The sequence below is a fragment of the Yersinia sp. SCPM-O-B-9106 (C-191) genome, assembly GCF_026183365.1.
Taxonomy (GTDB): Bacteria; Pseudomonadota; Gammaproteobacteria; order Enterobacterales; family Enterobacteriaceae; genus Yersinia; species Yersinia rochesterensis.
This window is the reverse complement of sequence record NZ_CP110791.1, coordinates 524304-548952: the sequence shown is the minus strand read 5'-3', so window position 1 is coordinate 548952 and position 24649 is coordinate 524304. Positions and strand designations below refer to the sequence as shown.

Below are 24649 nucleotides of genomic sequence, written 5' to 3'. Positions count from 1 at the left end.
CACCAGATATGAAGCAGTTTACGGATCGGCAGATGGCAAAAATCCGCCAGCGCGCTGTGCTACATCAGGAAAATACAGTGCAATATCAAGGAAATCCAGTGCAGCAGCCGGATATTATTGCCACGCTGATTGCGGGTAATCAGGTGATTTTGGACTCAAAAACACAAGTCCCGACCACCGGTATCGCCACCTGGAACCATTACTATTATTGCCCTGATCACGGTGTGATGTTGGAGTGGGATCGCCATTCACCGACTCAACACCGGTGCCCGATAGACTCGCATCTGTTTAGCGGAGAACCCTATGACGGCGCCTGGTGGCGGGCGCTTAATGGCCTCAATGCCAAAGCTTGTAATCAGCTCGGTTTACTGTGGCAACTCACTGGAGAAATACGTTACTTCGAAAAGGTGCGGGATATTCTGATCAATTACGCCCGCTACTATCCTGACTATGAAGTTCACGGGGGGATTCCGTACAACGGGCCGGGCAAAGCCAATGCGCAGACATTGTGTGAGGCCAATTGCCTGCTTGATTTTGCATTGGGTTATGACTTTATTGCCGATGCGCTCAGTCAGGAACAACGCGATTGTATCGCCGGGCGTTTATTGCGGGAGGGTGCGGATTTCTTAATGCAACACCGCACCCGCCAGTTGCATAACCATGAAGTGAAGATCAGCAGCGCTATCGCGGTGATCGGCTTGATCCTCGAAGATGAACACTATATTGAGTTTGCGGTGAATGCCGAGTATGGCCTGCGTTATCAGCTAGAACATGGGTTGTTCAATGAGGGATTATGGTTTGAAGGCTCGGTGCATTATCACTTTTATGCGCTGCAAGGCTTCTGGTCATTTGAAAAACTGGCCGCCGGTAGCCGCTACAGTCTGCTGGCGTTGCCTTATTACCGCGATATGCTCAGCTTCCCTTTAAAACTGCTGATGCCCGATGGCACATTCCCGCGCATCAATGATTGTACTGCGGGTCAAGAGCAACTCAATCATGCCCATTTGTATGAGTTTGCTTTTAAAACCTATGGTAATGATGAATATGCTGCCGCCCTACAGCATATTTATCGCCATGAGCCGCGCCTAAATTTGGATGCTCTGCTGTATGGCGTTGAAGAATTACCACCACAAATGATTGATGTCATTCCAACAGATACACTGCATGCACCGGATTGCGGGCTGACCATCTTGCGCCAACCGCAGTCTGGTCGTGCTTTGTTGGTAAAACACAGCCCTTACGGAGGTGAACACGATCATTATGATCGGCTAAATTTAATTCTGTTTGAGCAAGGGCAAGAAATTCTGCCGGATTTAGGCACCACTGGTTATGGCGCGCAGCTACATTATGGTTACTACAAAAATAGCGCCACTCACAATACGCTTAGTATTAACCAGGCAAATCAGCCGCCCGCTGTGCCAGTGATTCATAACTGGCATCAATCGGCAAAATTTAGTTGGTTGGATACAGAGGTAGATTGGCGTAAAAAAGCGCCCGAGTTAGACAGCCATACTCGTGTTCAATGGGATTGCGAAGCTTATCGCGATGTAAAATTCCGTCGCCGTATTTTGTGGCTGGATGACGCCATTATTGACCTCAGCAGTATCATTAATCCACATCAGCAAGAGTGGAGCTGGACACTGCATATTGACGGCATGGCAATGGAATCAGTCGGGGAAAGTACCACCTTCAGTAACAGTGGGCCGATGCAATATTTACATCAGGTTACCGCCCAACCACTCAATGGCGTGATTCAGTGCCACTATCAAACAGCAGCAGCACACCCATTATCACTTTGGCTCGCTGCGGATGCCACCCTATTCCAAGGGCTGGCACCAGCAAACCCGTCGGTGCGTGATATCAGTTATCTGGTTTTGCGTCATCATCAACCCGAGTCACTGGTCACTTGCGTATTTGATATGAATAACCACGACCCACTGTTGGATGTTCAAGTGGACAATAATGGCGAGATATTATCCATCAAATTAACTCGTCAACAGCAGGTTATACAGGTGAAAATTCCCTTTACCGACAGTAACCTACCGCTATTCAGTTAATTTTATTCCGGATGGGGCAATCATTGCCCCTCTGTGTCGATACTTATCTCTTTTAGCAGAGACATTCCCAGCACATCCCCCCATAGAAAAGGATTTATGGCGAGAAACAGCCTGATAACGTGATTTAGTTAGCATTTACTGCATAAGATACATATGAATTTATATGCAAAATAAGCGTATAAGTTCGGATGTAACAAATAATTATAGATTAACAAATAAAATACAAAATCTATTAAGAAGCCGCACTCATTGCTGGCAATCGCATAATAATAAACCCGCCAATGTATCCGCCATGTTAAATATAATCTTACTGTATTGCATAACATCCAGTACAGTTTTGAATAAATACCGTTAAAAACGAATAAAAATAGTTATTTATTCATTTTTTAGTCAAAAGGTATTTTAAAATCGGATAAAAACGTGACCCAAGTCACAGAACGAATGAGTGTTATGACTAGAATAGCCGCCATCAGTTCATTTTTTGAAAACCTTGTTTAAAACGGCAACCTTGTTTAAAACCAGAAATTTGTTTAAAAAACCAGAGACCTTACACAAATGGAAAATAACAACAAGAAAATGGCACATATAAGGCGAACAACGCATTTAATGATGCCCGCACACCGTAGTTATTTTAATTTTTCTTATTACCATTATAGATAATCTCCCTCCTGCGATGACATCCATTTTTATTGGATAGTCATTGTCTATGCTCAATTTTTAACAGCGACGAAAAGCGCGTTCTTGCCTTGGCGTAATGTTAACTATTGTCTGCGTTATTCGAAAAGACGAACAATCGTAATATTTTCATGCCTAACAGATGGGTGCATTTTATGACTCAATCTCTATTAGTGCGATGTTTACGTCTTTCAGCAGAAACATAGCTATCTCGTAAAAAATTAATGTCACCTTTGTCATCGATGCTTCATGACATAAGGACAACTGCGCCTTAAATTCAGTCCTTTTTTACACCAAAGAAATGAATGATATAAAGGCAACGTGTGCGCAGACAAGCAAACCATTTATTAATGAATATTAATTCATTGATACGGATTGCTATACACAGAATTTATTAAACGACTAAATCCAACTTGAAAAAATGTTGGACGGGTTCATATACCCTAAATAAAAAAAGAGAGAAAAATAAATGAAAAAGTTAAATATCGCGGCCAGTACCTCAGCAATACCCTGCTTTGAAACTCAACGCGAAGTAGTAGATGTTTTACACACAGACTTTACTGATGTTGCTGCTGTGGTGCTTTCTGTTCAGGATATTAATAATGATGTCATTGAAAGCATTCATTCATTAGGTCTGGATATTCCTATTTTTGCAGCGGTTTGTTGTGAAGAAGAACTAAATACTGATGTATTACCGTCTTTAAATGGGGTGTTTGAGCTGTGCGGTGACAATACTGATTTTTACGGTAAACAGCTGGAATCCGCCGCTGAAAAATATGAGAAAGAATTACTGCCGCCCTTCTTCAATACATTAAAAAAATATGTAGAAATGGGAAATTCCACTTTTGCCTGCCCAGGACACCAAGGGGGCCAATTCTTCCGTAAACATCCCGCTGGCCGTCAATTCTTTGACTTCTACGGCGAAACTATTTTCCGTTCTGATATGTGTAATGCTGACGTCAAATTAGGTGATTTACTTATTCATGAAGGCGCACCTTGTGATGCTCAAAAACATGCAGCAAAAGTATTTAATACCGATAAAACTTATTTCGTACTGAACGGGACTTCTGCCTCGAATAAAGTGGCCACTAATGCTCTGTTAGCCCGTGGTGATCTGGTGCTATTTGACCGTAATAATCACAAATCCAACCACCATGGCGCACTGATTCAAGCTGGGGCAACACCGGTATATCTGGAGACTGCCCGTAACCCATTCGGCTTTATTGGCGGTATTGACGCCCACTGTTTCGAAGAAAAATACCTTCGTGAACAAATACATAGCGTCGCTCCTGAGCGAGCCAATCAAGCTCGCCCATTCCGCCTGGCCATTATTCAATTGGGGACTTATGACGGCACCATTTATAATGCTCGTCAGGTCGTGGATAAAATTGGTCACCTTTGCGATTATATTCTGTTCGACTCCGCTTGGGTGGGCTACGAACAATTTATTCCGATGATGAAAGATTGTTCACCATTATTACTTGAACTGAATGAAAATGATCCGGGGATTATCGTTACGCAATCAGTACATAAACAACAGGCTGGTTTCTCACAAACTTCGCAAATTCATAAGAAAGATAAACATATTAAAGGTCAGGACCGTTATTGTAACCATAAGCGTTTTAATAATGCCTTTATGCTACACGCATCCACCAGCCCATTTTATCCATTATTCGCGGCATTAGATGTTAATGCCAAAATGCATGAAGGAAAAAGTGGCCAGCGCATGTGGTTAGATTGTGTTAAGACTGGTATTGAAGCCCGTAAAATGATTTTAAATACCTGTAAAATGATTAAGCCTTTTGTTCCGGTAGAGGTTGATGGTAAACCTTGGCAACAATATGACACCAATGCCATGGCACAAGATTTGCGCTTCTTTAATTTTATTCCGGGCGAAAAATGGCATGCTTTTGAAGGCTACGAAGAATCACAATATTTTGTTGACCCATGCAAACTATTATTAACCACACCTGGGATTGATACCAATACTGGCGAATATACTGCATCGGGTATTCCAGCGACTATTCTAGCTAACTTCCTGCGTGAAAATGGCATCGTGCCAGAAAAATGTGACCTTAACTCCATCCTGTTCTTATTAACGCCAGCAGAAGACTTGGCAAAAATGCAACACTTGGTGGCGCAAATTGCTCGTTTTGAACGTTTCATTGAAGAAGATGCATTATTAAGTGAGGTATTACCAACGGTTTATCGTAATAACGAAACTCGTTATAAAGGATATACCATCGGAAAACTATGTCAGGAAATGCATGATCTTTATGTCAGCTATGATGTGAAACAACTGCAAAAAGAAATGTTCCGCAAACAATATTTCCCTAAAGTCGTGATGAATCCTCAGGATGCCAATATTGAATTCGTCCGTGGACATGCCGAATTAGTACCATTGTGCAAAGCAGAAGGTCGAATTGCCGCTGAAGGCGCACTTCCTTACCCACCGGGAGTATTGTGTGTTGTCCCTGGTGAAGTTTGGGGCGGCGCAGCTCAACGTTATTTCTTGGCACTTGAAGAAAGTATTAATTTATTGCCCGGTTTTGCACCTGAATTACAAGGTGTTTATTTACAAGTCGATGAAGACGGATGGAACCGTGCATACGGCTATATGATGAAAAATAAATAACTCAAACCTGCGGGGAATTATCCCCGCAGTCTCTGAAATTTTAAAAGAGATAATAAAAATGAGTAAAACAAATAATAAGATGGGAGTCGTCCAGCTGACTATTCTGACCGCCGTCAATATGATGGGGTCCGGCATAATTATGCTGCCAACCAAACTCGCCGAAGTTGGGACGATTTCTATCGTTTCATGGTTAGTTACCGCAGTGGGTTCTATGGCACTGGCTTACGCCTTTGCTCAGTGCGGGATGTTCAGCCGCAAATCAGGGGGGATGGGCGGTTATGCAGAATACGCTTTCGGCAAATCCGGCAACTTTATGGCCAACTATACCTATGGTGCATCCCTGTTGATTGCCAATATCGCCATTGCGATATCAGCCGTCGGGTACGGGACAGAATTACTGGGTACCACTTTAACGCCACTCGGTATTTGTATCGCCACCATCGGCGTGTTGTGGTTGGCAACTGTGGCTAACTTCGGTGGCGCGCGCATTACCGGACAAATCAGCAGCGTCACTATCTGGGGGGTCATTATCCCGGTGGTAGGCATCTCTATTGTGGGCTGGTTCTGGTTTAGCGGCTCGGCCTATATGGCAGCATGGAATCCACATAACGTGCCGACCTTTGAAGCTATCGGCTCCTCTATCTCTATGACGTTATGGGCTTTTCTGGGATTGGAATCTGCCTGTGCCAACACCGATGCAGTAGAAAACCCTGAACGTAACGTTCCGATCGCGGTATTGGGCGGGACTTTAGGTGCAGCAGTTATCTACATTATTTCGACCAACGTCATCGCCGGTATTGTGCCGAATATGGATTTGGCGAACTCAACTGCGCCGTTTGGCCTGGCATTCGCTTATATGTTTACCCCAGCCGTGGGTAAAATCATCATGGCATTGATGATTATGTCTTGTGTCGGTTCATTGCTCGGCTGGCAGTTCACCATTGCTCAGGTCTTTAAATCCTCTGCTGATGAAGGTTTCTTCCCGAAAATTTTCTCTAAAGTCAGCAAAGCTAATGCGCCAATCAAAGGGATGCTGACCATTGTTGTCATCCAGAGTGTCTTGTCGCTAATGACCATTAGCCCGTCATTGAATAAACAATTCAATGTGCTGGTCAATCTGGCGGTCGTGACCAATATCATCCCATACATCCTATCTATGGCAGCGTTGGTGATTATTCAGAAAACTGCCAATGTTCCACCAGCCAAAGCGCGCAAAGCCAATATCATTGCCTTTATTGGTGCAATGTACAGCTTCTATGCGCTTTACAGTTCTGGTCAGGAAGCCATGACGTGGGGCGCGATTGTGACGTTCCTTGGTTGGACACTGTACGGCTTGGTTTCACCGCGCTTTGAGTTTGCAGCAAAGACTAAATAAGCAACAGAATGGCTCATATCGAGCAAGATAGGGCCAATTTAAACTGATCAGGTGCCAGCAGATAAAAAAGTCAGGATGCAATAGGAAATTCCGGTAATAATGTTCCTAACCGCCACCCCGGACTGGAATAAGATTATGTCGGACAGCCTTTGGCATCTTTATTTGCTGCGCACCGCCAGCGGCATGCTGTATACCGGCATTACCACTGATGTGGCCAGAAGACTCACGCAACATCAAGCAGGAAAAGGCGCAAAAGCGCTGCGGGGCAAGGGGGAGTTAGCGCTGGTATTTCATTGTGAAGCAGGGGATCGTTCAACTGCCTTAAAACTAGAATATCGGGTGAAACAGCTTAGTAAGCAGCAAAAAGAAAAGCTGGTGATGAGCCAGCCTTCTTCATTGGTATCTCTGCTAGAGGTTAGAACCGATTAAACGGCGCAGAAAACACCACTTCGCCATCAGCGTCAGTCAGTGCATCGTCTGCCAACGCATACACTTGAAAGGCTTCTTCAGTATCAGGCCAACGGCAGGTTAATTGATGACGGGCGGCCGGAACAAAACCAAAACGCTGATAATAAGCTGGCTCACCTAATACCACGACAGCGGCATAGCCAAACTCATTCAGAGAGTCGAGACCTTCATAGACCAGCTTCTCCGCCAGACCTTGCCGACGCAGGCCATCCTCCACTGCCAGCGGAGCCAGCGCAACCCATTGCCGGTCTTCACCGCCCACATCCACCGGGCTGAATGCGACATAACCAACCACACCGCCCTCATCATCCGTCGCCACAACACCCAGCGTCAGTAAGCCGTCCTCGCGCAGTTGTTGCACCAATTCCGCTTCATCATCTCGCTTGAATGCCTCGCGCAATAAGGTGTCAATCCCCGGCGCATCGACTGGAATTTCAACCCGGATCAGCATGATGCTAATGTACGGGAAGCACCCACCGCACCCTCTTGCTGACCTGCTTCAATAAATTCAGCCAATTGTTGCAGACCTACTCGCAGTAGCGTCGGCATGGATTCCAATTCAATGGCATCCATCAGATTTTTCACATACAGGCCCAATTCGGTATCCCCCTCAATTCGCAACCGGCGCTGAAAAAACAGTGTATCCGGATCTTCTTTACGGGCAGCGATCAAAATCAGATCGTTGGCATCACCACTAAAGCTAACATCTGCCTCAGCCTGTTGGCTGACCACCAGCCTACCGCTTTCTACCGTCATAAACCATTGCAATGCGAGATCGCGCACTTCAATTTTTAACCAGCGAGACTCTAAAAATTCCAAATCACCGTCCAGCAGTGCCTGACGGAATTGCCAACCCAACACCTGTTCTAGTACCTGGCGCTGTAAGGCAAATGGTGTCAATTTTAACGGACCCCGCAGCAGCGCAGGCCCTTGGCGCACAAGGCGCGCTCGTAGTTCTCCCAACACAGGCGGTGACTCCTCTAAATCCAGATAAATATGTTATATCGATAAATTTTGCACCAAGTTGTCTCTGAAAGTCTTGCTAAATATCAGGAGAATGGTGCCAATGCCAAAGAAACTGCCCTAAATCAAGGTCAGTTCACAGCAGGTTAACTAAAATCGCCCTTCGCTATATTCTAATATCATCTTCGGATAGGGAAAATTCTATGGAGCTGCTTTGTCCTGCCGGCAATTTACCCGCATTAAAGGCCGCAATTGATAATGGTGCTGACGCAGTTTATATCGGCTTGAAAGATGATACTAACGCCCGCCATTTTGCCGGACTGAATTTCACCGAGAAAAAGCTACAGGAAGCGGTCAATTACGTTCACAGCCGCAAGCGCAAATTACATATCGCTATTAATACTTTCGCCCACCCCGACGGCTATTCCCGTTGGCAGCGAGCGGTGGATATGGCGGCGCAACTGGGGGCCGATGCTCTGATTTTAGCGGATTTGGCCATGTTGGAATATGCCGCTGAACGCTACCCAGAGGTTGAGCGCCACGTGTCGGTGCAAGCATCTGCGACCAATGATGAAGCTATCCGTTTCTATCAACGCCATTTTGATGTGGCACGGGTCGTTTTACCGCGCGTGCTATCCATGCATCAGGTTAAGCAATTGTCCCGCACCAGCCCGGTGCCGCTGGAAGTCTTCGCCTTTGGTAGCTTGTGCATTATGGCCGAAGGCCGCTGTTATCTTTCATCCTATTTGACCGGTGAATCCCCCAATACCGTGGGTGCCTGTTCACCAGCGCGCTTTGTTCGCTGGCAGCAAACCCCGCAAGGGATGGAATCTCGCCTCAATGAGGTGCTGATCGACCGTTATGAAGATAACGAAAACGCCGGTTATCCGACCCTGTGTAAAGGGCGCTATCTGGTGGATGGCCAGCGCTATCATGCACTGGAAGAGCCGACCAGCCTGAATACCCTTGAACTGCTACCAGAATTATTTGCCGCAAATATTGCCTCAGTGAAAATTGAAGGGCGTCAGCGCAGCCCGGCTTATGTCAGCCAGGTCGCCAAAGTATGGCGGCAGGCAATTGACCGCTATCAGGCAAACCCTGCGCAATTTTCTGCTAAAGCAGAATGGATGGAACAACTGGGCGCAATGTCCGAAGGCACCCAAACTACCCTGGGCGCTTATCATCGTAAGTGGCAGTAGCCGGAGGAAGTATGAAGTACGCCTTAGGCGCAGTGCTCTATTACTGGCCAAAAACCGATATTGAAGCTTTTTATCAGGCCGCAGTCAGCAGCAGCGCCGATATCATTTATCTTGGTGAGAATGTTTGCACCAAGCGCCGCGAAATGAAAGTGGGTGATTGGTTAGCTTTAGCCAAAGAAGTTGCCGCCAGCGGTAAGCAGGTGGTGATTTCCACTCTCGCCTTGTTGCAAGCGCCATCAGAGTTAAATGAGCTAAAGCGCTATGTGGAAAACGGCGAATTCTTGCTGGAAGCGAATGATTTGGGTGCGGTGAATATGGCGGCCGAACGCGGTTTGCCGTTTGTGGCCGGTCATGCACTCAATTGCTACAACGCTTATACCCTGCGGATTTTACATCGCCAGGGGATGATGCGCTGGTGTATGCCAGTTGAGCTATCTCGCGATTGGCTGGCTAATGTGCTGCAACAGTGTGAAGAGCTGGGGTTCCGCAATCAGTTTGAAGTCGAAGTGTTGAGCTACGGCCATCTGCCATTGGCTTATTCTGCCCGCTGTTTTACTGCGCGTTCAGAAAATCTAGCTAAAGACCAATGTGAAACTTGTTGCATTAAGTACCCACAAGGGCGGCCAGTGCGGTCACAAGAAGAGCAGCAGGTGTTTATTCTCAATGGCATTCAAACTCAGAGTGGCTACTGCTATAACCTCGGTAATGATTTGATTTCCATGCAAGGTTTGGTGGATATCGTCCGTCTTTCGCCACAAGGTATTGATACACTGAATGTTATCGACCAGTTCCGCGCCAACGAGCAAGGTTTAGTTCCCCTGACCTTGGCCAATAAAGCCGATTGTAACGGCTACTGGCGGCGATTAGCCGGGCTAGAATTGGTGTCCTAATAGATTAGGCGGGGGGCCACGGCTCCCCATTTATTCACATTGATTATTCACGCAGACAATCTGTCCCCTTTCAGGCCGCATTTATTCCCCTCCCGAAAGACACTATTTCGATTATGCTCTTATTCATGCATGGCTGTTATGGCTGTGATTTATTCACATGGTGAATATAGTAATCCGTAGTTATCTCTTTAAAATCAATGCGGTTATCAATAAACGCGCTCGCCCTTCAAGCGACTCGACTAAGGTTAAGATGGACGATTCTATGAATGATAACAACGTTTCTATGGCGGATAGCTCGCCAGTACCGCTTTCGGTTCTCGATTTATCACCAATAGCACTGGGTAAGACCCCACGAGATGCATTTCATGCCTCGCTGGATTTAGCTCAACATACTGAAAAGTGGGGATATCACCGCTATTGGCTGGCTGAACATCATAATATGACTGGCATTGCCAGCGCCGCGACCTCCGTGCTGATTGGCTATATTGCCGGTGGCACCAGCACCATCCGCGTCGGTTCTGGCGGTGTTATGCTGCCAAACCATTCGCCACTGGTGATTGCTGAGCAGTTTGGTACCCTTGCCTCGCTGTATCCTGACCGCATCGATCTCGGCCTTGGCCGGGCCCCCGGCAGTGATCAGCGCACTATGATGGCGCTACGCCGCCATCTCTCTGGTGAGGTGGATAATTTCCCGTCCGATGTACGCGAACTGCAAAACTACTTTGCCGATGCGCAACCAGGGCAAGCGGTACAAGCCGTCCCCGGCCAAGGTTTGCATGTCCCGCTGTGGCTGCTGGGTTCTAGCCTGTATAGTGCGCAATTGGCCGCCGCCATGGGCCTGCCCTTTGCTTTCGCCTCGCATTTTGCACCAGACATGCTATTCCAGGCGCTCAAACTGTATCGGGAGAATTTCAAACCTTCCGCTCAGTGGCCAAAACCTTATGCGATTGTGTGTGTGAATGTCGTCGCCGCAGATAGTGAGCGTGATGCCCGTTTTCTGTTTACCTCGATGCAGCAACAGTTTGTCAATCTGCGCCGTGGCACACCGGGCCAGTTGCCGCCGCCTATCGACGATATGGAAAAAATCTGCTCGCCAGCCGAACAGTTTGGTGTCGACCAAGCGCTGCGCCTGTCTATCATTGGCGATAAAAGTAAAGTCCGGCACGGGCTTCAGTCACTATTGCGGGAAACTCAGGCCGATGAATTGATGGTCAATGGCCAGATTTTTGATCATCAAGCACGATTGTATTCATTTGAAATAGTTGCCAGTTTGCAGCAAGACTTGCAACCCGCCGAGCGGCTGTAATTCATTCACAGGTTGAATATCGCAGACATAAAAAAACCAGCCCGAGGGCTGGTTTTTTTTAATCATCAAAGATGACTAAGACTTATGCATCACCGAAACGACGGCGAGCGGGTGCGGCTGGCGCTGCGGCATCATCGCGACGTGGTGCTGGTGCAGCTGAGCGCTGACCATCACGATTGCCACGACGTTGTTCGCCACCACCAGCTGGAGCACGGTCGCTGCCGAATGAACGACGAGGAGGAGCACCTGCGCCTTCACGACGTTCGCCACCGGCTGAACGGCCAGCACCACCACGGCGCTCACCACCACCGTTACCACCCGCTGGGCGCTCACGGCGCTCATGCGGCTGTGCATCACCCAACAGCTGCATGTTCAGCGGCTTGTTCAGGATACGGGTGCGGGTGAAGTGAGATAACATTTCGCCCGGCATGCCTTTTGGCAGCTCGATAGTTGAATGCGAAGCAAACAGCTTGATGTTGCCGATATAACGGCTGCTGATATCACCTTCGTTAGCGATAGCGCCAACGATATGACGAACTTCAACACCATCATCACGACCCACTTCAATGCGGTACAGTTCCATCTCACCAACATCACGACGTTCGCGACGTGCTGGACGCTCGCCACCGTCACGGCTGTCAGAGCGAGGTTCACGACGGCTGTCATTGCGATCACGGCCGCGATCGCTACCACGGTCATCGCGAGAATTGAATTCACGCTGTGGACGACGCGGTGCTTCTGGAGGCAAGATCAGAGGACGTTCGCCCTGTGCCATTTTCAGCAGTGCAGCAGCCAGAGTTTCAATATCAAACCCTTCTTCTGGTTGCATCTTAGCCAGCAACGCACGGTACATATCCAAATCACTGCTTTCCAACTGTTTGCTGACTTTATCCGCAAATTTGGCTAAGCGACGTTCGCCCAGTACTTCTGCGTTTGGCAATTGGACTTCAGGGATAGTCAGCTTCATGGTACGTTCAACGTTCTGTAACAGACGACGTTCACGGTTCTCGACGAACAGTAACGCGCGGCCTGCACGACCCGCACGACCAGTACGGCCGATACGGTGAACATAAGACTCTGAATCCATAGGGATATCATAGTTTACAACCAAGCTGATACGTTCAACATCCAGCCCACGAGCAGCAACGTCAGTCGCAATCAGGATATCCAGACGGCCATCTTTCAGGCGATCCAGTGTCTGCTCACGCAGCGCCTGGTTCATGTCGCCGTTCAATGCAGCGCTGTTGTAACCACTACGTTCCAGAGCTTCTGCAACTTCCAGCGTCGCATTTTTAGTACGCACGAAGATGATGGCTGCATCGAAATCTTCAGATTCCAAGAAACGAACCAATGCTTCTTTCTTGTTATAACCACCACCGACTCTCCAGAAACTCTGGCTAATGTCAGGGCGGGTCGTCACGCTAGACTGAATGCGGACTTCCTGTGGCTCTTTCATAAAGCGACGGGTGATACGACGAATCGCTTCTGGCATGGTAGCAGAGAACAGTGCAGTCTGATGTTCTGCTGGGATCTGCGCCATGATAGTTTCGACGTCTTCGATAAAGCCCATACGCAGCATTTCATCTGCTTCATCCAACACTAAACCGCTCAGGTTGGACAGGTTAAGAGTACCGCGTTTCAGGTGGTCTAACAGACGACCTGGGGTGCCGACAACAACTTGTGGCCCTTGGCGCAAAGCGCGTAATTGAACGTCATAACGCTGACCGCCGTACAGGGCCACCACGTTAACGCCGTTCATGTGTTTTGAAAAATCGGTCAGTGCCTGTGCAACCTGAATAGCCAACTCACGGGTCGGTGCTAACACCAGTACCTGTGGCGCTTTCAATGTTGGGTCAATGTTGTGCAACAGCGGCAGACCAAATGCGGCTGTTTTACCACTACCGGTTTGTGCCATGCCGAGAACATCACGGCCGTTCAACAGGTGTGGAATACATTCCAACTGAATAGGAGATGGTTTTTCATAACCAAGATCAGTCAGAGCGGAAAGAATTGGAGCGGACAGCCCCAGATCAGCAAAAGAGGTTTCAAGCTCAGTAGTCATGTACACGTGCCTCATTAATAATGGCAGCCAGTCTACATAACTCGTCGAGAAAATTTTCAGTCATTTTCATTGAAAAGTGTGAACCGGCTCAAATTAGATTATAAAACGAACAAAAAGGCCATCACCTGTTAGGGTGATTAACGTTGGTAAAAACCAAGGTATATCAGGCTAATAATTGTTCGTCAGCTATTGCTGGTCCGATTCCGATAGGTCGTCTTGTTCTTGGCCCAAAAGCGCCAATTCCAACAATGCATAGCGGTGCTCAACAAAGTTATGAACGTTGTTAGCTACCGTCAGTTTGAACAGCGCCGAAGCAGTGTTCTTGTCCCCCAGACTTAGGTAATGTTTACCTAAATAGAAGTCAGTTTCACTGAGATGCTCAGCGAGCGAAGTGTTATCCATTGCATCTGCCTTGAGCCGTTCCATCAGCGTTTTTTCGCTGATTGTGCCCAAGTAGAATTCGACAATATTCCATCCCCATTGCCCTCTGTCCGATTTTTCATAGCGCTGTTGTAGCGCTACTGCAGCTGTCTTAGGATCGATTTCTCTTTCCACCAGATACAGCCATAACGAACGGAAGGGATCATTTGGATCGTCTTGATAAAACGCCTGCAGATCATCCTGCGCCAACGGGAGTCGACCGCCATAATACAGAGCGATACCCCGGTTTAAACGCGCGTAATTGTAAGTTGGATCAAGCTCTAGTACAGAATCAAACGCTTCATAGGCAGCATCAAAATTGCCTGCCTGCGTTAAATAAATGCCCAGATAGTTAAAAACTTCTGGCATATCAGGACGAATAGCTAACGCTTGCGAAAAATCATTTCGCGCTAGTGCCCGTAGCCCGAGGCTATCATACAGCACTCCGCGCTCATATAAAAGCTGCGCGCGCTCATCATCCGTAAGTGCCCGACTTGCAAGGATTTGTTCCATGCGCGCCAGAATCACTTCCTGCTGCAACGTAGGTTGCAACGGAATTGCCAACACCTCGTCTTTACGCCAATCATGGTTGCTGCATCCTGCCAGCATCAGTGCTGTCACAACGTAACACCAGCGCAAGAAAGGCTTCATTTCCTACTCCCGAAGACAAACATTGGATAAATATCCTTTCATCCATTTGTTTAATACAAGAGCATCCTGCCCTCGAGATAACACAGCCCCTCACTCATCAGCAAGGAGCTGTGGAATACTAATTACTCAGCTGCCGGAGTTTCTACAGCAGGAGTGGCAGTTTCTAAAGCTTCTTTGATACTCAGGCGAATACGTCCCTGACGATCAACTTCTATTACTTTCACTGGAACTTCCTGGCCCATTTGCAGATGGTCAGTCACTTTATCAACACGCTTGTCAGCGATTTGAGAAATGTGAACCAGACCTTCTTTACCGCCACCAATGGCCACAAATGCACCGAAGTCAACAATACGGGTCACACTACCATTATAGATACGACCTACTTCGATTTCGGCAGTAATCTCTCCGATACGGCGGATAGCATGCTGTGCTTTTTCGCTGTCGGTTGCCGCAATCTTAATGGTGCCATCATCGCCGATCTCAATGGTAGTACCGGTTTCATCAGTCAACGCACGGATCACTGAACCACCTTTACCGATCACATCCTTGATTTTCTCAGGATTGATTTTTATGGTGTAGATGCGTGGCGCGAACTCAGAGATATCGCCACGCGGTGTGCTGATAGCCTGTTCCATAACACCCAGAATGTGCAGACGCGCACCCTTAGCTTGGTTCAGAGCCACCTGCATGATTTCGCGGGTGATACCTTCGATTTTAATATCCATTTGCAATGCGGTGATACCGTCACGGCTACCGGCTACTTTAAAGTCCATGTCGCCCAAGTGATCTTCGTCACCCAGAATGTCAGACAGCACCACAAAGTTTTCGTCTTCTTTAACCAAGCCCATTGCGATACCGGCAACAGCGGCTTTAATCGGCACACCTGCATCCATCAAGGCCAGAGAAGCACCACAAACAGAAGCCATTGAGGAAGAACCGTTAGACTCGGTGATTTCAGAAACCACACGAATCGTGTAAGGGAATTCACTCGGGCTTGGCATTACTGCCAACACACCACGTTTTGCCAGACGGCCATGGCCAATCTCACGACGTTTCGGTGAGCCAACCATACCGGTTTCACCAACACAATATGGAGGGAAATTATAGTGTAGCAGGAATGAGTCAGTACGCTCACCCATCAGCTCATCAATATTTTGTGCATCACGTGCAGTACCCAATGTTGCAGTAACCAGTGCCTGAGTTTCGCCACGGGTGAACAACGCAGAACCATGAGTACGTGGCAATACGCCGGTACGCACATCCAGACCACGGATCATATCTTTTTCGCGGCCATCAATACGCGGCTCGCCAGCTAATACACGGCTACGCACGACGTTTTTCTCAACACTGCCCAGGATATCCTGAATTTCAGCAGCATCTAAAGTATCGTCTTGCGCTAACAGCGCTTCAGTCACGTCAGCTTTGATAGCATCAACTTGTGTGTAACGCTCTTGTTTCTCGGTGATACGGTATGCGTCACCCAGACGAGCAGCAGCCAACTCAGCAACACGCGCGTGCAGCGCTTCATTCACTGGTTCTGCATGCCAATCCCACTTAGGTTTGCCCGCTTCAGCAACCAGAGCGTTGATATTTTCAATCACAACTTGTTGTTGTTCGTGACCGAAGACAACCGCGCCTAACATTTGATCTTCAGACAGAATTTGAGCTTCTGATTCAACCATCAATACTGCAGCAGCAGTACCGGCAACAACCAAGTCCAGACGGCTTTCTTTCAGCTCGTCAGTGGTTGGGTTCAGCACGTACTGGTCGTTGATAAAGCCAACGCGCGCAGCACCGATTGGGCCGTTGAATGGAATACCTGACAGGCTTAGCGCAGCTGATGCACCAATCAATGCCACGATATCTGGGTTAATTTGTGGGTTAACCGAAACAACAGTCGCAATAACCTGAACTTCATTCAGGAAGCTGTCTGGGAACAGTGGGCGAATCGGACGGTCAATCAGACGTGAAGTCAGTGTTTCGCCTTCACTTGGGCGGCCTTCACGACGGAAGAAGCTGCCTGGGATACGACCAGCAGCGTAAGTACGCTCCTGATAGTTAACTGTCAGAGGGAAGAAGCTCTGGCCTGGTTTGGCTTTCTTTTGGCCAACAACAGTGACGAATACTGCTGTGTCATCCATGCTTACCATTACAGCAGCAGTTGCCTGACGGGCCATCATGCCAGTTTCGATGGTGACGGTATGTTGGCCGTACTGGAATTTACGAATAATCGGAGTCAGCAAAATAGTATCCTTATACTATGCGGTGCCGGATCGTATTGACGATCTCATCCACCTGTTACTAATACCTTCACACTGCATCCTCGCGACTAATGACAACCCTTAACTCCCATTGAGTTAAAGTCTCTCATTAGCCGCGCGAACCTCTGCACCGGAAGATCCTTTTTTTAAAATATAGAACAACAACAATATACTAACGTATTTTATCATTGCTTCTTAGAAAAAAGGGGCCAATTTGGCCCCTTTCTCCCGAAACTCGCAGACTTAGCGACGCAGACCCAGACGCTCGATCAGGGAAGCATAACGCGATATGTCTTCACGCTTCAGGTAGTCCAGCAGCTTACGACGCGTGGATACCATACGCAGCAGACCACGACGACTGTGGTGATCTTTTTTGTGCTCGGAGAAGTGACTTTGCAAATGGTTAATTTGAGCAGTCAACAGAGCAACCTGAACTTCGCTTGAACCGGTGTCATTGGCACCGCGACCGAAGTCAGCAACGATTTTAGCTTTCGCTTCAACACTTAGAGACATGATACAACTCCAAATATATAGATAAATTAAGACAGGCGCCGATCTCTAATTCAGCAACCCAATATGTAAGCCGCACTATTCTACTCTTTGAACTGCGGGATCGCAAGGTAGGCCGCTAGGCCCTACTCAGCATATTCCACAACCAAGCGCTTAGGAGCCACTCGGCCATCTTCTGCAATGGTGCCAATACCAATGAAATTACGCTCTTCGCCTTCAGTGATACGAACCATTCCTTCGCCTGGCGCACCGGCTACATGCACCGGCTGCCCTTGTTTTACATAAGCAGCAACAGCAGGTAACAGATTGACTTCAGGGAAATTTAATACTGCACTGTCCATCGGCAATAGCAGCGCATCCAGTTCCGCATTTGGCGAACGCTCTGCTGCTTGTGCCGCTTCAACCATCGCCGTTAACTGCTCTAAAGTCACCATGCGATCACTTGGATAAGTCGCTACCTGCAAACGGCGCAAATAACTGACATGCGCGCCGCAACCCAACAATTCACCCAAATCATCAACAATGGTGCGAATGTAAGTCCCTTTAGAGCAATGAATTTCCAGCTCCAGGTCATTACCTTCCCAGCGGATAAAGAGCAGCTCGTACACAGTAATACTGCGCGCTTCGCGCTCTACTTCAATCCCCTGACGGGCATATTCATACAGTGGCTTGCCTTGATGCTTCAACGCAGAATACATGGATGGCACTTGCTGGCTATCACCACGGAAACTGTCCAGAGCGGCATCCATCTGCGCCTGCGTGACATTAACTTCCCGCTCGCTGATTAATGCGCCTTCGGCATCCGAGGTATCAGTCCGTTGACCTAAACGGGCCACAACACGATAGCGTTTATCTGAATCTAGCAAAAATTGGGAAAACTTGGTCGCTTCACCCAGACAGATAGGCAACATACCGGTCGCCAAAGGATCAAGTGCACCAGTATGACCTGCGCGGTTTGCGCTAAAGAGGCGTTTTACCTTTTGTAAAACGTCATTAGAGGAGAGGCCCAGCGGCTTATCCAATAACAGAACGCCGTTAATGTCACGGCCGCGACGACGTGGACGACCCATTACTTCTCCTCGTCGTTTCCTGGATTAACCTGACGTTCTGCATCATTTTTGATGACGTTAGTCACCAGGTTAGACATCCGCATCCCTTCAATCAGAGAGTTGTCATAAGCGAAAGTCAGTTCTGGCACGATACGCAAGCGCATTGCTTTACCCAGCAGAGTGCGGATATAACCGGAGGCATCTTGCAGTGCTTTAATGCCATTTTTTACTGTATCCGGATCAGCATTGTCGGTTAACACATTCAGGAAGGTCACAAAGACTTTAGCGTAAGCCAAATCACGAGATAGCTCGATACCTGACACTGTCGCCATGCCAACACGAGGGTCTTTGATTTCGCGCTGTAAGATGAGTGCGATCTCTTTTTGCATTTCTTGTGAAACACGCTGAGAACGGCTGAATTCTTTTGCCATTTGGATTCTCCAGACAAATTGGGGGGCCAAGGCCCCCCAAATGGATATAAGCAGATCTAAGGCGATTAATCGATAGTACGTTTGATTTCGATAATTTCGAAGACTTCGATCACATCACCCGTACGGACGTCATTGTAGTTCTTAACGCCGATACCACATTCCATGCCATTACGAACTTCGCTAACGTCATCTTTGAAGCGGCGCAGAGATTCCAGCTCGCCTTCATAGATAACCACGTTGTCGCGCAGAACACGGATTGGATTATTACGCTTAATCACACCTTCAGTAACCATACAACCAGCAATGGCGCCAAATTTCGGTGATTTGAATACGTCACGAACTTCAGCCAAACCAATGATTTGTTGTTTGTACTCAGGTGCCAGCATACCACTCATCGCCTGCTTAACTTCATCAATCAAGCTATAAATGACTGAGTAGTAACGCAGATCCAAGCCTTCAGTTTCTACTACACGACGCGCTGAAGCATCAGCACGAACGTTAAAGCCAAGGATGATTGCGCCAGAAGCTGCGGCCAGTGTTGCGTCAGTTTCGGTGATACCACCAACGCCTGAACCCACAATGCGGACTTTCACTTCATCGGTAGACAGTTTTTCTAGTGAATCACAGATAGCTTCACAAGAACCCTGTACGTCAGATTTGATGACGATGTTCAGTTCAGAAACTTCACCTTCGGTCATGTTAGCAAACATGTTTTCCAGTTTAGATTTCTGCTGACGAGCCAGCTTAACCTCGCGGAATTTGCCCTGACGATACAGTGCAACTTCACGGGCTTTCTTCTCGTCACGAACAACGGTAACTTCGTCACCAGCAGCTGGAACACTGGACAAGCCCAGGATCTCAACCGGAATAGAAGGACCAGCAGACGTGATATCACGGCCTAGCTCGTCACGCATCGCACGTACACGGCCATACTCGAAGCCACACAGTACGATATCGCCTTTGTTCAGCGTACCTTGTTGAACCAGCACGGTAGCAACTGGGCCACGGCCTTTATCCAAGAAGGATTCGATAACAACACCACTTGCCATGCCAGTACGAACTGCTTTCAGTTCCATGACTTCAGCTTGCAGCAGAATTGCTTGCAGCAGATTATCAATACCGGTGCCGACTTTCGCAGAGACTTCGATGAATGGAACATCGCCGCCAAAATCTTCGGATATAATACCGTATTGAATCAATTCAGTTTTAACACGGCTTGGGTCAGCGGCTGGCTTATCGACTTTATTCACAGCAACCACAACTGGCACGTTCGCCGCTTTGGCATGCTGAATAGCTTCGATAGTCTGTGGCATCACGCCATCGTCGGCTGCAACAACCAGCACCACGATATCAGTCGCCTGAGCACCACGGGCACGCATTGAAGTAAACGCGGCGTGTCCCGGTGTATCCAGGAAAGTGATCATGCCGTTTTCAGTTTCAACGTGATAAGCACCGATGTGCTGTGTAATACCGCCGGCTTCACCTGACGCCACTTTCGTGGAGCGGATGTAATCCAGCAGAGAAGTTTTACCGTGGTCAACGTGGCCCATGATGGTCACAACTGGAGCGCGGTGCTCAGCTGCAGCTTCAGCGCCGGTATCACGGTCGCTCATCAGCGCTTCTTCCAGCTCGTTTTCACGACGCAGGATAACTTTGTGGCCCATCTCTTCAGCAACCAGCTGTGCTGTTTCCTGATCGATAACCTGGTTAATGGTTGCCATTGCACCCAGTTTCATCATTGCTTTGATGACCTGAGAGCCTTTAACAGCCATTTTGTTTGCCAGTTCAGCAACAGTTACCGTCTCGCCAATCACTACATCGCGGTTAACGGCAACAACAGGCTTGTTGAAGCTCTGTTGTAATGTGCTTGGTTTACGTTTGCCTTTACGGCCAACAGCACGTGCTTCTTCGCGATCAGCTTTAGACTCGGAGAGTTTATTGCCTTTCTTCTGTTTAGTTGCTTTACCACCACGAGTGCGGCTGCGGCGATCACCTTCAACTTTGGCGTCGTTTTCATCTTCCGCGGCGCGCGCATGTTGTGAGGTGGTCACATGGTAATCGGCAGATTCAGTCTGCTCAGTCACAGGTGCTGGCCATTTACCTTCATTTTCGGCTGCCATTTTACGGGCTTCCTCAGCAACGCGTTTAGCGTCTTCCTCGACCTTACGGCGTGTTTCTTCTTCTACAGAGCGTTTCAGCTCGGCAGCTTCAGCTTCACGGCGTGCTTTATCAGTCTGAGCTGGCTTGGTTTTTTCGTCGGTTTGTTGATTCGTCACTTTTTCTTTTTCCGCTGCTTGGCGTTTAGCTTTTTCAGCGGCCTCACGTTTGGCTTGTTCTTCGGCCGCTCGTTTAGCTTTTTCTTCAGCGATTTTCTGCGCTGCTGCTTCCGCTTCACGTTGTGCCTGCTCTTCCGCTTCACGCTGTGCCTGCTCTTCCGCTTTCGCTTGTTCAGCTTCCGGCGTATTTACATAAGTGCGTTTCTTGCGGACCTCTATTTGCACCGATTTACTTTTTCCGCCGGTGCTCGGAATATTCAAGGTGCTACGCGTTTTGCGTTGCAACGTGAGTTTATTAGGCGCACTACCGTGTTCACGGTTTAAGTGCGCCAGCAATGTTTCTTTTTCTTGCTGGGTAACTGAGTCTACTTCAGACTTCTTGATCCCTGCATCAGCAAATTGCTGTACCAGGCGATCAACTGGAGTCTGAATCTCAGCTGCCAGCGATTTTACGGTTACATCTGTCATGCTGTTCCTTCCTGCTACAGTTTATTACGCGTTATCGCCAAACCAACAGATATTACGTGCAGCCATTATCAGCTCGCCGGCTTGCTCATCGCTAAGCCCTTCAATATCTGCCAGATCATCGATACCCTGCTCGGCAAGATCTTCCAGCGTACACACACCGCGCGCAGCCAATTTAAATGCCATGCTACGTTCCAGACCAGCCAGATTCAGCAGATCATCAGCGGGTTTTTGGTCGCCAAGACTTTCTTCTTGTGCCAGGGCCAGCGTGGTCAATGCAGCTTTGGCGCGGTCACGCAGCGCTTCAACCGTATCTTCGTCAAGACCATCGATTTCCAGAAGTTCTTTCATTGGCACGTAAGCCAATTCTTCCAGAGAAGAGAAACCTTCCTCTACCAAGATGGTGGCAAAGTCTTCATCGATATCAAGATATTTGGTGAAGGTATCAATAGCGGCATGAGCCTCGGCCTGATGCTTCGCCTGAAGATCGTCCGCCGTCATTACGTTCAGTTCCCAGCCACTCAGCTGTGCCGCTAAACGCACATTCTGGCCATTACGGCCAATTGCCTGTGCCAGGTTACTGGCTTCAACGGCAACATCCATTGTGTGTTTGTCTTCATCAACCACAATTGACGCAACATCAGCTGGCGCCATGGCATTAATAACAAACTGGGCTGGATTATCATCCCACAATACAATATCAATGCGCTCGCCGCCAAGTTCGCTGGAAACAGCTTGAACACGGGCACCACGCATACCAACACAAGCACCGACCGGGTCGATACGTTTGTCGTTGGTTTTAACCGCAATTTTAGCACGCGAACCTGGATCACGGGCAGCGGCTTTAATTTCGATCAATTCTTCGCCGATTTCTGGCACTTCAATGCGGAACAGTTCGATCAGCATTTCAGGGCGTGAACGGCTGACAAACAGTTGAGCACCGCGAGCTTCTGGACGAACATCGTACAAAACACCACGGATACGGTCGCCTGGGCGGAAGTTTTCACGCGGTAACATGTCTTCGCGGTTAATAACAGCTTCGGCATTATGGCCCAGATCCAGTGCAATACTGTCGCGGTTAACTTTCTTAACCGTGCCGGTAACAATCTCACCTAAATACTGGCGGAATTGCTCAACTACCATAGCCCGTTCTGCTTCACGCACTTTTTGTACGATAACTTGCTTGGCAGTTTGGGTGGTAATGCGGTCAAAAGTGACAGATTCAATCTGATCTTCAACATAATCGCCCAACTGGAGCGATGGATCTTCATATTGAGCCGCGTCTAACGTAATTTCGCGAGTTGGCATCGTGACTTCATCAACGGCAACCCAACGACGGAAGGTGTCGAAATCACCGGTTTTACGGTCGATGCTGACGCGAACTTCAATTTCTTGTTCGTATTTTTTCTTGGTCGCTGTCGCTAGAGCGGTTTCCAACGCCTCAAAAATCTTCTCGCGCGGAAGGGATTTCTCATTGGAAACTGCTTCTACAACAGCCAGAATCTCTTTGTTCATCCTAGTTGCCTCATCCAAACTTTAAAAGTGGGGTACCAGGTTCGCTTTCTGGATGTTGCTCAGCGCGAACACTTCATCTTTTCCATCCACAGTAACCGTGATCATTTCACCATCAACGGCTTTGATAATGCCCTGCCATTTACGGCGGTTCTGCATAGCCATACGCAACACCAAAGTAACTTCTTCACCAAGGTAACGAGTATAGTGTTCAGCAGTGAACATTGGGCGTTCAAGGCCCGGAGAGGAAACTTCTAAGTTGTAAGCGACCGTAATGGGATCTTCGACATCCAAGACAGCGCTGACCTGGTGGCTGACATCAGCACAAGCATCAACAGTGATTCCGTCGTCACTATCAATATAGATTCGTAGCGTCGATTGGCGCCCCCGGATGAACTCGATGCCGACTAATTCATAGCCTAAGGCCTCTACCGGTGCTGAAATTATCTCTGTTAACTTTTGTTCTAATGTGGACAAGCCCACCCCCAAGACATAAAAAAAGGGCCTAATAGCCCAGTGATTCTGCTGTCAAATAACAAAAAACCCCGAAATTCGGGGCTTTATGCAACTGGACCCTGTTTGCCGCAAAGCGGTTTCGGTACAACTTTCTGACAAGTATTTTTTTCAAATTGAAATCGAAAGTATCTGAGGTCTACCGAATACAACATTTGAAAAAAAACACTTTAGGAAAGTGGTTGCGGGGGCCGGATTTGAACCGACGACCTTCGGGTTATGAGCCCGACGAGCTACCAGGCTGCTCCACCCCGCGTCCGAAAACGTGGCAAATATTACGTTGATAACGACAAAAAAGCAAGTTATCTGTCTGATTTGGTACCGAGGACGGGACTTGAACCCGTAAGCCCAATCGGGCACTACCACCTCAAGGTAGCGTGTCTACCAATTCCACCACCCCGGCACTGATTCAAATGGTTGTTTTTACTGATTAAGTCGTCACAACCACTTTAAAACTTTCTTTCTATTTCTGACTACTGACTTCTTTTGAAACATTACTGCGGGATATCACTACTCGGCTTAGTCGGCGCTACTGGTGCTGTAGTCTGTTCAGCTTTTGCTGGCTGACCCAGATTTTCCCACTCGCTGCCTTTATTGCCCTGGTTGGTGCTCATATTGCCCAAAATCAAGCTAATGACGAAAAATAGCGCCGCCAATACAGCCGTCATGCGGGTCATAAAGTTACCGGAACCATTCGAACCGAACAGAGTTGCAGAAGCACCTGCTCCGAATGAGGCTCCCATATCCGCGCCTTTACCTTGCTGCAGCATGATCAGAGCAACTAGCCCAATCGAAATCAGCAAGAAAATAACCAGAAGAGCTTCGTACATAGTTGTACCTGTATCCTTGCGGGTTCACCGCATGCCAAATGCTTCTCACCCATCAAGCGGGGGACTTATTCACCCACTTAAGCGGGTGTGAATACTAACCA

21 protein-coding genes and 2 tRNA genes are annotated in these 24649 nt (G+C 48.1%); 8 read left to right on the top strand and 15 right to left on the bottom strand.

Features of this window, described 5'->3' with window-relative positions:
- Positions 1 to 8: 8 nt before the first annotated feature.
- The 5 genes from OP863_RS02485 to OP863_RS02465 all read left to right on the top strand — a co-directional run bounded on the left by OP863_RS02485 (position 9) and on the right by OP863_RS02465 (position 7171).
- Positions 9 to 2057 (top strand): heparinase II/III domain-containing protein, encoded by a 2049-nt coding sequence (locus tag OP863_RS02485; protein WP_145588788.1) that lies wholly within the window; start codon positions 9 to 11, stop codon positions 2055 to 2057.
- Positions 2058 to 2612: 555 nt separating this feature from the next.
- A complete protein-coding gene (speFL, locus tag OP863_RS19945; RefSeq protein WP_105877053.1) occupies positions 2613 to 2717 on the top strand; it encodes a leader peptide SpeFL in 105 nt (34 codons plus the stop codon).
- Between the two features lie 484 nt (positions 2718 to 3201).
- Positions 3202 to 5367 (top strand): ornithine decarboxylase SpeF, encoded by a 2166-nt coding sequence (speF, locus tag OP863_RS02475; RefSeq protein ID WP_265525842.1) that lies wholly within the window; start codon positions 3202 to 3204, stop codon positions 5365 to 5367.
- A gap of 58 nt (positions 5368 to 5425) precedes the next feature.
- The gene (gene potE, locus OP863_RS02470; RefSeq protein ID WP_038636771.1) at positions 5426 to 6742 is read left to right on the top strand and encodes a putrescine-ornithine antiporter; all 1317 of its coding nucleotides are present in this window, start codon (positions 5426 to 5428) and stop codon (positions 6740 to 6742) included.
- A 135-nt stretch (positions 6743 to 6877) separates the two neighbouring features.
- Positions 6878 to 7171 (top strand): GIY-YIG nuclease family protein, encoded by a 294-nt coding sequence (locus OP863_RS02465; RefSeq protein WP_038639871.1) that lies wholly within the window; start codon positions 6878 to 6880, stop codon positions 7169 to 7171.
- On the opposite strand, the gene OP863_RS02460 is transcribed toward OP863_RS02465, so the two are convergent.
- A complete protein-coding gene (locus tag OP863_RS02460) occupies positions 7158 to 7661 on the bottom strand; it encodes a GNAT family N-acetyltransferase (protein WP_145509858.1) in 504 nt (167 codons plus the stop codon). The two genes, OP863_RS02465 and OP863_RS02460, sit on opposite strands and share 14 nt — an antisense overlap.
- Positions 7655 to 8176: a ubiquinone anaerobic biosynthesis accessory factor UbiT gene (gene ubiT / locus OP863_RS02455; RefSeq protein ID WP_038636777.1), complete on the bottom strand. Its 522-nt coding sequence runs from the start codon at positions 8174 to 8176 to the stop codon at positions 7655 to 7657. Before ubiT ends, OP863_RS02460 begins: the two co-directional genes overlap by 7 nt.
- Positions 8177 to 8376: 200 nt before the next feature.
- Between ubiT and ubiU the strand changes: the two genes are divergently transcribed.
- From ubiU to OP863_RS02440, 3 genes are all read left to right on the top strand, one after another.
- Positions 8377 to 9372 (top strand): ubiquinone anaerobic biosynthesis protein UbiU, encoded by a 996-nt coding sequence (ubiU, locus tag OP863_RS02450; RefSeq protein WP_038636779.1) that lies wholly within the window; start codon positions 8377 to 8379, stop codon positions 9370 to 9372.
- A gap of 11 nt (positions 9373 to 9383) precedes the next feature.
- A complete protein-coding gene (locus tag OP863_RS02445) occupies positions 9384 to 10262 on the top strand; it encodes a U32 family peptidase (protein ID WP_038636782.1) in 879 nt (292 codons plus the stop codon).
- Positions 10263 to 10545: 283 nt separating this feature from the next.
- A complete protein-coding gene (locus OP863_RS02440) occupies positions 10546 to 11568 on the top strand; it encodes a luciferase-like monooxygenase (protein WP_145585979.1) in 1023 nt (340 codons plus the stop codon).
- 82 nt (positions 11569 to 11650) lie between these two features.
- On the opposite strand, the gene OP863_RS02435 is transcribed toward OP863_RS02440, so the two are convergent.
- The 13 genes from OP863_RS02435 to secG form a co-directional block, all read right to left on the bottom strand.
- Positions 11651 to 13630 carry a DEAD/DEAH family ATP-dependent RNA helicase gene (locus tag OP863_RS02435; protein ID WP_145509860.1) on the bottom strand — a complete coding sequence of 660 codons (1980 nt, stop codon included), beginning with the start codon at positions 13628 to 13630 and terminating at the stop codon, positions 11651 to 11653.
- Positions 13620 to 13694, bottom strand: a complete 75-nt coding sequence (yrbN, locus tag OP863_RS19980; RefSeq protein ID WP_223499600.1) for a protein YrbN — start codon at positions 13692 to 13694, stop codon at positions 13620 to 13622. The genes OP863_RS02435 and yrbN overlap by 11 nt, the downstream gene beginning before the upstream one ends.
- A gap of 122 nt (positions 13695 to 13816) precedes the next feature.
- On the bottom strand, positions 13817 to 14701 hold the full coding sequence (gene nlpI / locus OP863_RS02430) for a lipoprotein NlpI (RefSeq protein ID WP_032819273.1): 885 nt from the start codon (positions 14699 to 14701) through the stop codon (positions 13817 to 13819).
- Between the two features lie 122 nt (positions 14702 to 14823).
- Positions 14824 to 16944: a polyribonucleotide nucleotidyltransferase gene (gene pnp / locus OP863_RS02425; protein ID WP_038636789.1), complete on the bottom strand. Its 2121-nt coding sequence runs from the start codon at positions 16942 to 16944 to the stop codon at positions 14824 to 14826.
- A gap of 261 nt (positions 16945 to 17205) precedes the next feature.
- Positions 17206 to 17475 carry a 30S ribosomal protein S15 gene (rpsO, locus tag OP863_RS02420; RefSeq protein ID WP_038636793.1) on the bottom strand — a complete coding sequence of 90 codons (270 nt, stop codon included), beginning with the start codon at positions 17473 to 17475 and terminating at the stop codon, positions 17206 to 17208.
- A 122-nt stretch (positions 17476 to 17597) separates the two neighbouring features.
- Complete coding sequence (gene truB / locus OP863_RS02415) at positions 17598 to 18542, bottom strand: tRNA pseudouridine(55) synthase TruB (RefSeq protein ID WP_145588790.1); 945 nt, start codon at positions 18540 to 18542, stop codon at positions 17598 to 17600.
- Positions 18542 to 18952: a 30S ribosome-binding factor RbfA gene (gene rbfA, locus OP863_RS02410; RefSeq protein ID WP_032819271.1), complete on the bottom strand. Its 411-nt coding sequence runs from the start codon at positions 18950 to 18952 to the stop codon at positions 18542 to 18544. Before rbfA ends, truB begins: the two co-directional genes overlap by 1 nt.
- Before the next feature lie 65 nt (positions 18953 to 19017).
- Positions 19018 to 21696, bottom strand: a complete 2679-nt coding sequence (infB, locus tag OP863_RS02405; RefSeq protein ID WP_042562590.1) for a translation initiation factor IF-2 — start codon at positions 21694 to 21696, stop codon at positions 19018 to 19020.
- A 24-nt stretch (positions 21697 to 21720) separates the two neighbouring features.
- A complete protein-coding gene (gene nusA / locus OP863_RS02400; RefSeq protein ID WP_038636801.1) occupies positions 21721 to 23208 on the bottom strand; it encodes a transcription termination factor NusA in 1488 nt (495 codons plus the stop codon).
- 21 nt (positions 23209 to 23229) lie between these two features.
- Entirely contained in the window at positions 23230 to 23682 is a 453-nt protein-coding gene (gene rimP / locus OP863_RS02395) for a ribosome maturation factor RimP (RefSeq protein WP_005156279.1), read from the bottom strand.
- 215 nt (positions 23683 to 23897) lie between these two features.
- Positions 23898 to 23974 (bottom strand) — tRNA-Met (locus tag OP863_RS02390).
- 60 nt (positions 23975 to 24034) lie between these two features.
- A tRNA-Leu gene (locus OP863_RS02385) sits at positions 24035 to 24121 on the bottom strand.
- A gap of 91 nt (positions 24122 to 24212) precedes the next feature.
- Positions 24213 to 24548, bottom strand: coding sequence for a preprotein translocase subunit SecG (gene secG / locus OP863_RS02380; protein WP_004389230.1), 336 nt, complete (start codon positions 24546 to 24548; stop codon positions 24213 to 24215).
- Between the last annotated feature and the right edge of the window lie 101 nt (positions 24549 to 24649).